11 protein-coding genes are annotated in these 14,458 nt (G+C 38.6%); 10 read left to right on the forward strand and 1 reads right to left on the reverse strand.

The genetic code is table 11. The features are described from left to right. The first annotated feature begins 40 nt into the window (after positions 1 to 40). Positions 41 to 1,333, forward strand: coding sequence for a phenylacetate--CoA ligase family protein (locus tag HNP38_RS16490; protein WP_184191549.1), 1,293 nt, complete (start codon positions 41 to 43; stop codon positions 1,331 to 1,333). 41 nt (positions 1,334 to 1,374) lie between these two features. On the opposite strand, the gene HNP38_RS16495 is transcribed toward HNP38_RS16490, so the two are convergent. Further along, positions 1,375 to 2,619 carry an NAD(P)/FAD-dependent oxidoreductase gene (locus HNP38_RS16495; protein WP_184191551.1) on the reverse strand — a complete coding sequence of 415 codons (1,245 nt, stop codon included), beginning with the start codon at positions 2,617 to 2,619 and terminating at the stop codon, positions 1,375 to 1,377. A 97-nt stretch (positions 2,620 to 2,716) separates the two neighbouring features. Here HNP38_RS16495 and hutH point away from each other — a divergent pair, with 97 nt between their 5' ends. The 9 genes from hutH to HNP38_RS16540 all read left to right on the forward strand — a co-directional run bounded on the left by hutH (position 2,717) and on the right by HNP38_RS16540 (position 14,412). Beyond that, entirely contained in the window at positions 2,717 to 4,237 is a 1,521-nt protein-coding gene (gene hutH / locus HNP38_RS16500; RefSeq protein WP_184191553.1) for a histidine ammonia-lyase, read from the forward strand. 59 nt (positions 4,238 to 4,296) lie between these two features. Then, the gene (fabG, locus tag HNP38_RS16505; RefSeq protein WP_184191555.1) at positions 4,297 to 5,028 is read left to right on the forward strand and encodes a 3-oxoacyl-ACP reductase FabG; all 732 of its coding nucleotides are present in this window, start codon (positions 4,297 to 4,299) and stop codon (positions 5,026 to 5,028) included. Positions 5,029 to 5,161: 133 nt separating this feature from the next. Then, a complete protein-coding gene (locus HNP38_RS16510; protein WP_184191558.1) occupies positions 5,162 to 6,382 on the forward strand; it encodes a beta-ketoacyl-[acyl-carrier-protein] synthase family protein in 1,221 nt (406 codons plus the stop codon). Positions 6,383 to 6,386: 4 nt separating this feature from the next. Continuing rightward, positions 6,387 to 6,641: an acyl carrier protein gene (locus HNP38_RS16515; RefSeq protein WP_184191560.1), complete on the forward strand. Its 255-nt coding sequence runs from the start codon at positions 6,387 to 6,389 to the stop codon at positions 6,639 to 6,641. Between the two features lie 111 nt (positions 6,642 to 6,752). After that, entirely contained in the window at positions 6,753 to 7,637 is an 885-nt protein-coding gene (locus tag HNP38_RS16520; protein ID WP_184191562.1) for a lipid A biosynthesis acyltransferase, read from the forward strand. Positions 7,638 to 7,803: 166 nt separating this feature from the next. Continuing rightward, positions 7,804 to 9,339: a phytoene desaturase family protein gene (locus tag HNP38_RS16525; RefSeq protein ID WP_184191564.1), complete on the forward strand. Its 1,536-nt coding sequence runs from the start codon at positions 7,804 to 7,806 to the stop codon at positions 9,337 to 9,339. A 79-nt stretch (positions 9,340 to 9,418) separates the two neighbouring features. Beyond that, positions 9,419 to 11,065, forward strand: a complete 1,647-nt coding sequence (locus HNP38_RS16530; RefSeq protein ID WP_184191670.1) for a C45 family autoproteolytic acyltransferase/hydolase — start codon at positions 9,419 to 9,421, stop codon at positions 11,063 to 11,065. Positions 11,066 to 11,277: 212 nt separating this feature from the next. Then, positions 11,278 to 12,369: a hypothetical protein gene (locus tag HNP38_RS16535; protein ID WP_184191566.1), complete on the forward strand. Its 1,092-nt coding sequence runs from the start codon at positions 11,278 to 11,280 to the stop codon at positions 12,367 to 12,369. A 27-nt stretch (positions 12,370 to 12,396) separates the two neighbouring features. Then, entirely contained in the window at positions 12,397 to 14,412 is a 2,016-nt protein-coding gene (locus tag HNP38_RS16540) for an FG-GAP-like repeat-containing protein (RefSeq protein WP_184191568.1), read from the forward strand. The last annotated feature ends 46 nt before the right edge of the window (positions 14,413 to 14,458 follow it).

Raw genomic sequence — 14,458 nt, forward strand, 5'->3', positions numbered from 1 at the left:
ATTTAAGTTTTAATAAATTTGTTGCTTAAAATTAAAGCCATTGGAATTTTATCCATCAATTGAAAAATCAACTATTCAGGAAATTAGAAAGTTTCAGGAGGAAAAACTCAGGGAACTTTTAATTTATTTAGATAACCATTCTCCTTTTTACCAAAGGTTATTTAAAGAGAATACTATCGATATCTCGGATGTTCAATCTTTAGAAGATCTGCAGAAAATCCCGACCACTACGAAAAACGATCTTCAGCAATATAACCATGACTTTTTCTGTATTCCTGATGAAAAAATTGTGGACTACAGTACAACTTCAGGGACTTTAGGTGATCCGGTTACTTTCGGCTTATCAGATAATGATCTTGAAAGGCTGGCATATAATGAGGCTATTTCATTTGCCTGTGCCGGAATACAGAAAGGGGATGTAGTGCAGATGATCACTACTATCGATAAGAGGTTTATGGCGGGTCTTGCTTATTTTTTAGGATTAAGGAAAATGGGAGCCAGCGTCGTGAGAATGGGCCCCGGGATCCCGGAGCTTCAATGGGACTCTATATTCAGATATAAGCCTAAATACCTGATCACGGTTCCTTCTTTTTTATTGAAAATGATCGATTATGCTGAAAAGCACGGGCTGGATTATAAAAACTCGAGCGTTTATGGAGCAGTTTGCATCGGGGAAAGCATCAAGAACCAGGATTTTACGGATAATATCCTTTCGCAAAAGATAAAAGAAAAGTGGAATATCAGGCTTTTTTCAACCTATGCTTCTACAGAAATGAGCACGGCCTTTACGGAATGTGAGTTTCAGGTTGGCGGGCACCATCACCCGGAACTGATCATTACAGAAATCCTTGATGATAATGAAAACCCCGTAAAGGAAGGAGATTCCGGGGAGTTGACGATCACTACTTTAGGAGTGGAAGCCATTCCTTTATTAAGATTTAAAACAGGAGATATTGTAAAAGCTCATCATGAACTTTGTCAATGCGGAAGAAATACAATGCGTCTGGGGCCGGTGATTGGCAGGAAACAACAGATGATCAAATATAAGGGAACTACTTTATATCCGCCTGCCATGAATGATATTCTGAATGATTTCAGTGCCATTTTATGTTATCAGATCGTTATTCAGTCCAATGAGATCGGTTTGGATGAGATCATTATTAAAGTAAGTACGGAGAATGAAGATGAAGGATTTGTGAATGAAATCAGGGATCATTTCCGTGCCAAATTGAGAGTGAGCCCTAAAATTGAGATAGTAGATTTTGAAGCATTGTTTAAAATTGTTAACAATCCAAACAGCAGAAAACCTGTAACTTTTATTGATTTAAGATGATTTAATTCATAGTTTCGGCGGCCAAAGGCCGCCGAAACTATTTATTGTTGTTCTTTCTCCATTCTAATGAGATTCGCAAGGTTTTTAATGACTGTGTCGTGTTTCTTTACAAACGGATTATCCTTATTCCAGACATATCCTGCCAGTACGGCGCAGATCTTTCTTTTTACATCCTCATTTTCAGGCCTGTGGAAAAATAATTCCTGAAGATTTCCGGTGTACCATTCTTTTACATATGTAGTAAAAACATCCACTCCATATAATATATAATCAGAATATTCTTTTTGCCAGTCTATGGTTTCACCGTTCAATTGCCGTAAGGCTAATTTTGCGGCAAGCATCCCCGATTCCGTTGCAAAAGCCATTCCCGAAGAGAATACAGGATCCAAAAATTCTGAAGCATTACCCGTTAATGCGAATCCGTCTCCGAATAATTTCTTCACAGAACACGAATAATCTTTCAGGTGCTTTGGTTCAAACAGGAAATCCACATCCCCGAAACGTTTTACATAATAATCAGATAAAGAAATTGCTTTTCTCAAGGCCTCCGTTGTATCTCCGTTTTCAGATAATTTTTCAATATAATCTGTAGGACCTACAATTCCTACACTGGTATTTCCGTCCGAAAAAGGAATTACCCAAAGCCAGACTTCGGTTTCAATGATATCAAAAGAGATAAGGGTTCCTTCCACACCTTCTTCACGGTTAATGTCATTCACATGAGAAAAAATTGCGGAATGAGGAGAAAGTTTAGATGGTTTTTCCAGATTAAGCAAACGGGGTAAAACCCTGCCGTAGCCGCTGGAGTCAATGACAAATTTTGCATGGATTTCTTTAGCTTCCCCGTTTTTATTGATCACAGTAGTGATAGAATTGGTGCTATTAAACTTGATATCAGTAACCTCGGTTTCGAATTCAAGATCAATTCCTTTATTAATGACTTCTTGTGCCAGTGTATTATCAAAATCAGCTCTCGGTACCTGCCACGTCCAGTCCCATCCCTCTCCGAATTTATCACTGAAATCAAAAATGCAGACCTCGTCACCCCTCAGGAAGCGGGCACCCAGTTTTTTCTCAAAACCCATTTTGTCCAGAGCGGGGAAAAGCCCGGCCTCATCAAAATGATCCATTACCCTTGGAATCAGGCTTTCGCCTACTACCAATCTGGGGAATTTTGTTTTTTCAACAACCTTTACGTTGACGTTGTTCTTCTTTAAGTATGAAGAAGATACGCATCCGGAAGGCCCTGCTCCAATTACGAGAACATCAACAAATTCTTTGTTCATCTTTGATTTTTTATTTTAATAATAACTTATATCTTTGCCGCAAAATTAATGACAATTAATTAATATCTTATAAAATTATCTATTATTACTTTAATTGATGAAAATAAATAAATTTTTAGGGCTGAAGGATTTTCAGAAGATCATTATTGAAAATGAAAATATAGAACTGGATGATGCGCTTTTGACCAGAGTGAACGCGAGTTTTCAGTTTTTAAAAGAATTTTCAACAAATAAAGTAATATATGGTGTCAATACCGGTTTTGGGCCGATGGCTCAGTTTAAGATCAATGATGAAGACAAGCATCAGTTACAGTATAACCTGATCAGAAGCCACTCTTCAGGAATCGGAAACCCATTGCCTGCCGCAGAAGTAAAAGCCTGTATGCTGGCGAGACTGAATACATTATCATTAGGGAATTCAGGAGTGCATGTCTCCGTCATTAATCTACTTAAAGAATTAATTAACAGAAATATTACACCATTGATCTTTGAGCATGGAGGAGTAGGCGCAAGCGGGGATTTGGTCCAGTTGGCGCATCTGGCATTAGTCCTTATTGGTGAAGGCGAAGTCTTCTATAAAGGAGAAAGAAGATCAACAAAGGAAGTATTTGATACAGAAGGCTTAGAGCCTGTAAAAGTGGAGATCAGGGAAGGATTGGCTTTAATGAACGGGACATCGGTGATGTCAGGAATAGGAATAGTAAATGCCTGTAAAACCAATCAGCTGATCGATATTTCCATAAAGCTTTCCTGTGCCATCAATGAAATTGTTCAGGCATACGATGATCATTTATCAGAAGCGTTAAATGGCACAAAAAAGCATTACGGGCAGCAGAAAATTGCGGAAAGAATGCGAGCTCATTTATCTGACAGTAAACTGATCAGAAAAAGGGAAGATCACCTTTATACCCATTTTGAAGAGCAGGAAAAAGTATTCAAAGATAAAGTTCAGGAGTATTATTCCTTAAGATGTGTCCCTCAGATCTTAGGGCCTGTGCTGGATACCCTTGAGTATACAGAGAAAGTGCTTGAAAATGAGATCAATTCTGCCAATGATAACCCGATCATCAATATGGAAGATCAGCATGTGTATCATGGCGGGAATTTTCATGGAGATTATATCTCTCTGGAGATGGACAAATTGAAGTTGGTAGCTGCTAAGCTGACGATGCTAGCTGAAAGGCAGCTAAATTACCTGTTAAATTCGAAAATTAACGAAATTTTGCCCCCCTTTGTAAATTTAGGTAAATTAGGGTTTAATTTCGGGATGCAGGGAGTTCAGTTTACGGCAACGTCTACTACTGCTGAAAGCCAGATGTTATCAAACCCAATGTATGTCCACAGCATACCTAATAATAATGATAACCAGGATATTGTAAGCATGGGGACCAATGCTGCGGTGATCTGCAGAAAAGTGATAGAAAATGCTTTTGAAGTATTGACTATCGAAGCCATTACTATTATTCAGGCCATTGAATATCTTGGCTTTCAGGATAAAGTATCTTCTTCTACAAAAACATTGTATGATGAGATAAGAAAAATTATTCCTGCCTTCTCGGATGATATGGTGATGTATCCTTATCTTGAAGAAGTAAAAAAATATTTAAAGACCATGTAACTATCTTTTGAAGAAGCTTGTCTGTAATAAAAAGATTGAAAAAGTAAAAAAACTAACCCATGAAATGTGCAATTGTAACTGGAGGTTCCAGAGGTATAGGAAGAGCGATCTGTATAAAATTGGCTGAAGAGAAAAATTATCATCTGCTGATCAACTATACTTCCAATGAAGCGGCCGCAAAAGAAACACTGGCGAAAGTTGAAGAACTTGGAGCTACCGGAGAGATTTTAAAGTTTGACGTAGGAAATGCCGAAGAAACCCAAAAAGTGCTGGAAGAATGGCAGGAGAAAAATTCAGATGCAATTGTAGAGGTTATTGTAAATAATGCCGGTATTACAAGAGACGGATTATTCATGTGGATGAAAAATGAAGACTGGAACAGTGTGATCAATACCAGTCTGAATGGCTTTTTCAATGTAACGAACTTCTTTATTCAGAAATTGTTACGTAATAAATATGGCAGGATCATCAATATGGTTTCCGTTTCAGGAGTGAAGGGAACCGCAGGACAGACTAATTATTCAGCAGCAAAAGGAGCATTGGTAGGAGCTACAAAAGCTCTTGCTCAGGAAGTAGCTAAAAGAAATATAACGGTAAATGCCGTGGCGCCGGGATTCATAAAAACAGATATGACACAGGAATTCAATGAAGATGAACTGAAAGCAATGATCCCCGCAAACAGATTTGGAGAAGCAGAAGAGGTGGCAGATTTAGTAGCCTTTCTAGCCTCAAAAAAAGCTTCATACATCACAGGAGAAGTCATTAATATTAATGGCGGAATTTACTCTTAATTAATGTAACAATTTACCAATGTATCAGTTTACCAATCTACCAATCTTGTCACGTTGACGAAGGAAAATGTCATTGATACATTGGTAAACTGATACATTGGTACATTTTAAATAGATTGTTAAATTTAACAGAATGGAAAACAGGGTTGTAATTACCGGAATGGGAATCTATTCCTGCATCGGGACCTCTTTGGAAGAAGTTAAAGACTCCCTTTACCAGGGAAGATCCGGTATTGCTTTAGTAGAAGAAAGAAAAGAGTTTGGTTTCAGATCGGGCCTTACCGGCGTTGTCCCGAAACCGGACCTGAAAAACCATCTGAACAGGAGGCAGCGCATAAGCATGGGAGAAGAAAGTGAGTATGCCTATCTTGCTACCATCGATGCTTTAAAGCAGGCCGGTCTTGATCAGGATTATCTTGATAACCATGAGGTTGGGATTTTATATGGGAACGACAGTGTTTCCAAGGCAGTGATAGAATCCATTGATATTGCCAGAGAAAAAAAAGATACCACATTGATGGGTTCAGGAGCCATCTTCAAGTCTATGAATTCTACAGTGACAATGAATCTTTCCACCATATTTAAGCTGAGAGGAATTAACCTTACCATCAGTGCGGCCTGTGCAAGCGGATCCCATTCTTTGGGGCTGGCCTATATGATGATCAAAAGCGGAATGCAGGATATGATCGTATGTGGCGGTGCACAGGAAACCAATACATATTCCATGGCCAGTTTTGACGGATTAGGTGTTTTTTCAGTAAGAGAAGATGAGCCGGCAAAAGCATCAAGGCCATTTGACTCAGGAAGAGACGGGCTGATCCCAAGTGGTGGTGCAGCAACGTTAATTGTTGAAAGCTTAGAATCTGCTCAGAAAAGAGGCGCACCTATTATTGCCGAGATTATAGGCTATGGGTTTTCATCGAATGGCGGACACATTTCCACTCCTAATGTGGACGGGCCTGCTTTGGCGATGGACAGAGCATTGAAACAGTCCGGATTAGCAACTGACGATATAGATTACATCAATGCCCACGCAACCTCTACACCGATTGGTGATTCCAATGAAGCAAAAGCCATCTATGAGATTTTCGGCGGAGAAGTTCCCGTAAGTTCCACCAAATCTATGACGGGACATGAATGCTGGATGGCAGGGGCAAGCGAAGTTATCTATTCTATACTGATGATGCAGAATGACTTCGTAGCACCGAATATCAATCTGGAAAACCCTGATGATGAGGCGAAAAAGATAAATTTGATCTCCGAAACGAAAAGTCAAAAAATTGACGTATTTTTGTCGAATTCTTTCGGCTTTGGGGGAACCAATTCCGCATTAATTGTTAAAAAATTTGATTAAATACATGGAAAGGGAAAAAATTGTTGCCATTGTTAATGATTTTCTGATCAATGAATTCGAGGTGGACGGCGACGAAATCAGCAATGAAGCAAACCTTAAAAATACACTGGGCTTAGACAGCCTGGATTATATTGATATGGTTGTGGTGATCGAATCTAATTTCGGGGTTAAACTGGGAGAAGCGGACTTTAAAAAAATGGTCACTTTTGATGATTTCTACACAACGATCGAAAATAAAATCGCTGAAAAAAACGCTTAGAAAATTTACCAATATAACGATCTAAGAATATACCAATAAAAATACTGTTCAGACTCTGTTTACGCCACTAGATTGGTAAATTGATACATTGCTAAATTGTTAAATTAAAGTATGAACAAGTGGAAAGGTAAATCTAAAGGGACAATATTAGGATATAAAATATTTGTCTGGTGTATTAGAAATATCGGCATCCGGAGTTCCTATGCCGTACTGTACTTTGTAGCCTCTTACTACTTTCTGTTCCTTAAAAAAAGCAACCGTTACATCTTCTATTATTTCAGAAAAAGACTGAAATATGATTTTTGGAGATCTCAGAGATCAATATTCAGGAGTTATTTTGTTTTTGGGAAGGTACTCATCGATAAAACAGCTATTTCAGTAGGGTTGAGAAGCCGTTTTACCTATGAATTTGACGGGATTGAAAACCTGAAAAATCTTTTAAATGAAAAAAAAGGCGGTGTCCTTATCAGTGCTCATATAGGCAATTTTGAGATCGCTGAACATTTTTTTGCCGATATCGACTTTGACTGCCAGATCAATTTAGTAACCACAGATCAGGAAGTTACTGTCATAAAAGAATACCTGGACAGTGTTGCCGTTAAAAAAAGCAATATCAAATTCATCTACGTGAAAGAAGATATGTCGCATATTTTTGATATTAACCAGGCACTTTCCAACAATGAGCTGATCTGCTTTACGGGGGACAGATATTTCGAAGGTTCAAAATATCTGGAGGCTGATCTTTTGGGCAAAAGGGCAAAATTTCCGGCAGGTCCTTTTCTTATTGCTTCTCGGCTCGGGGTTCCCGTAGTATATGTGTATGTGATGAAAGAGAAAAACCTCCATTACCATCTGTTTGCAAGAGTGGTGCAAAATGTTAAAAAACGTGATGCACAGGGACTTTTAAACTCCTATGTTCAGAACCTTGAGTCCATGATAAAAAAATATCCCCTTCAATGGTTCAATTATTTCGATTTTTGGGATGATATTGATTAATTTTTCTAATTTTAAGCCTTAAAGTGAACTAAAACCATAAAACATTCTTAGAAGTTAAGATCATTAAGTTTTTCTTTGCTAAGTGATAACGCCTTTGCGATCTTAAAAACAGTTAGCATTAAAAAAAATCTTTGCGACCTTTGAGTTTAACAAATTTGATTCTCCTTTGAAAAAAGAATACGACATACTTGTGATCGGAAGTGGATTAGGAGGCCTTGTTTCAGCTCTTGTTTTAGCGAAAGAAGGCTTGAAGGTCTGTATTTTGGAGAAAAATAACCAGTATGGCGGGAATTTGCAGACCTTTTCACGGGATAAGCTGATCTTTGATACCGGTGTTCATTATCTGGGCGGGCTTTCCAAAGGCCAGAATCTTCACCAGTATTTTTCCTATCTCGAGATCATGGATGATCTGGAGATCCATAAAATGAACGAAGACGGCTACGACAAAATTACCTTTGGAGATGAAGGAATTGAATATCCCCATGCCCAGGGATACGATAATTTTGTACAGCAATTGGCTGAATTTTTTCCCAATGAAAAAGAAAATCTGGAAAGCTACTGCGAAGAGATCCAGTATGTATGCAGTCAGTTTCCGAGATATAATGTGATCGGAAAAGATAATTATGACAGTGAAATCCTTCATCTTAACACCAAAAGATTCATAGAATCCGTTACTTCAGATAAAAAGCTGCAGTCGGTTTTGCTGGGATCCAACTTTCTTTACGGAGGGGATTCTGAAAATATTCCTTTCTATGTTCATGCTTTAACGGTGAATTCATACATCCAGAGTGCCTATAAATGCATAAAAGGAGGAAGCCAGATCTCCAAGTTGTTGATCAGAAAGCTGAGGCAGTATGGTGCTGAGGTACACAAACATTCCGAAGTTTCTGAAATGATCTTCAATGAGAACGACAGACTTACCTCAGTAAAAACAAAAACGGGAAAAGAATATTCAGCCAAAAAGTTTATTTCAAACATAGAGATCCGTTCCACCATTAAACTGATGGGCGAAGAGAGATTAAAGAAATCTTTCCTGAACAGAGTGATGAGCTGGGAGCCTGTACCTTCGTGTTTCAGCGTTTACCTGGTTTTGAAGCCTCATACGATCCCGGTTTTTAATTATAATATTTATCACCATTCTTCCGAAGAACATGTATGGAGTACGTATCGCTACACTCAGGAAACATGGCCTGATACCTATATGCTTTCATCTACCCCTTCAAAGCATGATCCTGAATTTGCGGAAAGCTTAACCGCTATTTCTTATATGGATTTTGAAGAGGTCAAAGCTTGGGAAGATACGGGAAATACAGTTGCTGACCAGCATGAAAGAGGAGTGCGGTACGAAAAATTCAAGCAGGAGAAAGCAGAGATATTGATTAATGCTCTGGAAAAGAAAATTCCGGGTCTAAGACAGGCAATCAGAAATATCTATACATCATCTCCTTTGTCATACCGTGATTACATTGGCAGTTTTGACGGAAATATGTACGGATACATTAAAAATTCAGAAAATCCCCTAAAAACAATGGTCTCCCCAAGAACGAAAATTGATAACCTGTTCCTGACAGGGCAAACGGTGAATATGCACGGAATTCTGGGAGTAACCATAGGAGCTTTCATTACCTGTGCCGAAATTTTAGGAAAAGAACTTATTGATGAACGTCTGAAACAAATGGTGGATCAAGGTGAAAGCAAATAATTATACACCTGTTATTCTGAGATCAGGAACTCAGACTGAAGAATTCTGCAAGGAAAGGCTCTTCAGTAGAAATTTCAGAGTGCTGTCTCTCAGTCTTTTCCTTATTCTCAATCTTATCTCCTGTGGTGTTTCAAGATCTGTAAAGCATGTCCCTGATATTCAGAAATATGCTTTGGAAATCCCCAAGGTCAATAAGATTAATGATTCCACTTTCAGTTATCAGGAGAATTATCTTACCAAAAACAGGCAGCAGCTTTGGGAGCTTTATATTAAAGGAAACCCTTTGCAGCTTGGATATAATAACGGCGCATTAACTCAGTACCAGATGCAGAAGCAGGAAGAGATTTTCTTTTCCAAAGTGGAAGGATTTGTGCCCTCGAAATTTAAGCAGAAGCTTCTGAGAGGCTTCCTGAAATGGTACAATAGGAAAATGTATCTTAATGTAAGGGAAGATTACCAGGCCGAATTATATGGCTTGTCTCAATATTCATCAGATCAATATAACTTTATTGCATCCAAATACTTAAGGAGCCTGTACCTGCACGGTGCTCACGATATCGGGCATGCATTGCAGGACCTGGCGATGGTAGGATGTACTTCACTGGCAGTCTGGAATGAAAATACGGAAGACGGAGACCTGCTCATCGGAAGGAATTTTGATTTTTATGTAGGCGACGATTTTGCCAAAAATAAATTAGTGGAATTCGTAGAACCGGAACAAGGCATTCCTTATATGTCCGTAAGCTGGCCCGGGATGATAGGAGTAGTTTCGGGGATGAATAAAGAAGGAATTACGGTGACCATTAATGCCGGAAAATCTAAGATCCCGTTAACAGCAAAAACACCAATCTCCCTGGTAACCAGGGAAATTCTACAGTATGCCAAAACCATTGATGAAGCCATTGCCATTGCTAAAAGAAGAAAAGTTTTTGTCTCCGAATCTATTCTGGTAGGAAGCGCCAATGATAAAAGTGCAGTGATCATTGAAGTGTCTCCGAAGAATTTTGGCGTGTACAAAGTCCAGAACTCAGGTAAGGTTTTCTGTACCAATCATTTTCAGTCGGAAGCTTATAAGGATGATAAAAGAAACCAAAAACATATCAGGGAAAGCCATTCCGAGTACCGATATGAAAAACTTCAGGAGCTTCTTTGGAACCACAAAAAACTGAATCCGGAGAAAATGGCAGCCATCCTGAGAGAAAGATCAGGTTTAAAAGGTGAAAAAATAGGCTATGGAAATGAAAAGGCCATTAACCAGCTTTTGGCTCACCATGCTGTCATATTCTCACCGCAGAAAAAACTGGCCTGGGTTTCTTCAAATCCTTATCAATTGGGAGAATTCGTCTGCTATGACCTGGATGAAATTTTTTCAGATAAAAGATTGCAGAAAGGCGTATTGGCAAAATCGCAAATGAATATTGCAGAAGATCCTTTTATACATTCCCGGGACTTTAAAAATTATGAGCAGTATAAACTGATGAATGCAGAAATGAATGCTGCCATTAAAAATAATATGGTACTTTCTGAAGGCTTTATTACCCTCTATCAATCATTGAACCCTGATTTCTGGCTGGTATATGATCAGGCAGGAAAATATTACTATCAGCGCAAAGAATATCAAAAAGCAAAGATTGAGTTTGAAAAAGCTTTGATTAAAGAGATTACCACCATTCCGGACAAAAAAAATATAGAAAGGTATTTAAGAAGAGTTGCAAAACACCACTAAGTTCTCTTAAATTAGAATTAATAATAATAAGCATTACGGCTGATTTTTTTAATCAATTTTCATTTTTATCATTTTTTAGCTTATTTGCTTGTTTTAACTGGTTTGATGAATTATTCTGATTAATTTAATATTTTTTTTAATTAATTATGCGTGTTTTTGTTGAAATATATGAATTTATTGCATATCTTCGCTCTTCTAAAATTATCAGATTAATGAAAAAAATCTATTTTTTGTCTATTTTATGTCTCTTTTGGCTGTTTTCCTGTAAAAATGATGAGGCAGTAGTAGAAGTAGCGCAGGGGTCTTTTGTGAATTTTAATATCAATGAAGTTCCCTATGCTAAATTATCCACTTATGCTTTTTTTACCGGGGACTTAAAAAATTTGACACCATCAAGCAAGGTGCTTCCCTTTGAACCTGCAAGTTCATTATTTACCGATTATGCCTTAAAAAAGAGATTTATCTGGATGCCGGCAGGAACAAAAGCTACCTACGTTGCAGGCAATAAAATATTGGAATTTCCTGTAGGAACGGTTTTAATAAAAAACTTTTACTACAACACCATACAGCCGGGTAATACTACCAAAATCATTGAGACCCGTCTAATGATAAAAAAATCAAGCGGCTGGATCTTTGCAGAATATTTATGGAATGACGCACAGACAGAAGCCGATCTGGTTACGGGAACAGATTTTATGAGTGGCAGCTCCCAAAATATCACTTTCAAAAAAGAAAATGGAGATATTGTTAATATAGACTACAGAATACCTTCACAATCCGAATGTTTAACATGTCATAAACTGGGGGATGATCCTGCTCCTATCGGATTAAAGCCTCAAAACCTTAATAATAATTATAATTATCCCGGAAATATTAAAAACCAATTGCAGAAATTGGTAGATGAAGGCTATTTGGTAAGCTACCCTGCGAATATAGCTTCCACAGTAAATTATAAAGATACCAGCCAGCCTCTGGATATCCGGTTGCGCTCTTATCTGGATATCAATTGTGCACACTGCCATGAACAGGAAGGACATTGTAATTACCGTGCTCTGCGGCTCAACTTTAGCTCGACTACCAATCTGGCCAATTTAGGAGTATGTGTGACTGCAGATGAACCTATAGATCCGACCATACAAAAAATTATACGTCCCGGAAATCATCTCAAATCAGTAATGAATTTCAGGCTCGATACCGAGGATGAATCTGTCAGAATGCCTTTGTTGGGAAGAACAATAGTGGATGATAAAGGGGTTCTCCTACTCCAGCAATGGATTGACTCTTTTAATCAGCCATGTAACTAAAGTATATAATTTAAAAAGCGAAAAATCATGAAAAGAAAATTATCTTTTATTCTGATATTCTCCAGTATAGCATGGGGATCTGCCCAGCAGACGTGTAGTACTGCTCTTACGGTCGCAGCGGGTACCCATACGGTAACAGGATTTACCGGAGGGACCGCACCTACCAATCTGTGTGGATTGACTGTTGGAGGGGTGGCAACATCAGGAGCCTGGTATAAATATACCCCTACTCAGACTAGAACAGTCACCGTTTCTTCAGTGGCTACAGGGCAGACTGTGGATACCCGATTGATAGTATATGGAGGAACCTGCGGCTCATTGGCTTGTATTGATGCCAGTGATGACTATGCCGGAAATAATGGTTCTCAGGTTACCTTTACGGCAATTGCGGGAACTACCTATTATATAGCATTCGACAACAGATGGGATAGTACCGGATTCAATTTCAAAATCACAGAAACGGCAGCGCCCGACAGGCTTTCCTTTACCTCTGTGCCTGTGAGTGCGGCAGGATCTTATAATAATTGTGTCGTGGATATGAACGGAGATTATCTGGATGATATTGTCTCTGTAGTGAGTACAACACAAATTGTTATTTCTTATCAGCAAGCGGCAGGCGGGTTTACCAATACTACCCATACAGTACCGACTACCACAGTGCTGCCTAACTGGAGTATTGCAGCGGGAGATTATGATAATAATGGCTTTAATGATCTGCTCTATGGGGCCAGTAGCGGAATATGTTTTGTAAAAGCAGATGCTTCAGGAACCAGCTATACTTCCGACAGAAAGCCTCAATCTTATTTAGTACAGCGTACGAATTTCGTTGACCTTAATAGTGATGGTAAACTGGATGCTTTTGTATGTGATGATAATGCCCCGAACAGGTACTATATGAATGACGGGACGAATATGAACCATAACCAGGGAGGAATAGGCGATTATCCTTCAGGAGGAAATTATGCTTCCGTTTGGACAGACTATGACAACGATGGTGATGTAGACATGTTTATGGCTAAGTGTGGAGGAAGTGCTGCCAGAAGTACTGATGAACTTCATAGAAATAATGGGAATGGAACCTTTACCAATGTAGCAGCTACAGCGAATGTTGCTGACCCATCCCAGATATGGTCTGCTGCATGCGGAGATTTTAATAATGACGGATGGGTAGATCTGTTGATGGGTTCAAATTCAGGTTCTGAGTATAGCAAAGTAATGAAAAATAACGGCAATGGAACTTTCTCAGATGTTACTGTAGGTTCCGGATATGCAAATCTTGCAGGTGCCAATAGGGAATATATCACCTATGATTTCGATAATGACGGATATCTTGATATTTTAGGAGCCGGGCGTAATATTATGTTTGGGAACGGAAATTTCCAGTTTACTCCTAACCCTAACAGCTACAATACGATAGACGACATCGACAGGCCTATTGGAGATCTGAATAATGACGGGTTCCTGGATATTCAGAACAGAAATAATATCTTGATCAATAACGGAAATACCAATAAATGGCTGAAAGTTACCTTAAGAGGAGTTCAAAGTAACAGAAACGGTATCGGAGCAAGAGTAGAGATTTACGGTTCCTGGGGAAAACAGATCAGAGAAGTGCAGAGCGGTACAGGATTTGGGAATATGAATACGCTGAACGTTCATTTCGGAATAGGGCAGGCTACAGCGATTACGAAAGTTGTAGTAAGATGGCCTTCAGGCATTGTTGATACGATTAATAACGTAACACCTAAGACAACATTGCATGTAATAGAAGGAGCTTCAGCTTTGGATGTGAACGAAATTCAGAATACGAAAGAACTGTTCACGGTATATCCTAACCCGAGTGATAATATGATCTATTTTAATACCAAAGGTAATTTTGTTCCTGTAGAAGCTAAAGTATATGATGCGAGCGGAAAAATGGTTCTGCAGACCAAAGTGGAAAAGAATTCAATCTCCATAAGAGAATTCAATCCGGGTATTTATATGTTACATTTAACAGATAAATCAGGAGTTTCATACACTCAGAAGGTTATTAAGAAATAAATTAGAACCGGATATAACAATTCATATCATGCAAAGCCGAAAGGCT

This window comes from Chryseobacterium defluvii (assembly GCF_014204415.1).
In the GTDB taxonomy this organism is placed as follows: domain Bacteria; phylum Bacteroidota; class Bacteroidia; order Flavobacteriales; family Weeksellaceae; genus Chryseobacterium; species Chryseobacterium defluvii_A.

Coding starts and splice junctions, on each gene's coding strand:
- HNP38_RS16515 (WP_184191560.1), top strand. CDS start 6,387: ATGGAAAGGGAAAAAATTGTTGCCATTGTTAATGATTTTCTGATCAAT.
- HNP38_RS16540 (WP_184191568.1), top strand. CDS start 12,397: ATGAAAAGAAAATTATCTTTTATTCTGATATTCTCCAGTATAGCATGG.
- HNP38_RS16535 (WP_184191566.1), top strand. CDS start 11,278: ATGAAAAAAATCTATTTTTTGTCTATTTTATGTCTCTTTTGGCTGTTT.
- HNP38_RS16510 (WP_184191558.1), top strand. CDS start 5,162: ATGGAAAACAGGGTTGTAATTACCGGAATGGGAATCTATTCCTGCATC.
- hutH (WP_184191553.1), top strand. CDS start 2,717: ATGAAAATAAATAAATTTTTAGGGCTGAAGGATTTTCAGAAGATCATT.
- HNP38_RS16520 (WP_184191562.1), top strand. CDS start 6,753: ATGAACAAGTGGAAAGGTAAATCTAAAGGGACAATATTAGGATATAAA.
- fabG (WP_184191555.1), top strand. CDS start 4,297: ATGAAATGTGCAATTGTAACTGGAGGTTCCAGAGGTATAGGAAGAGCG.
- HNP38_RS16495 (WP_184191551.1), bottom strand. CDS start 2,619: ATGAACAAAGAATTTGTTGATGTTCTCGTAATTGGAGCAGGGCCTTCC.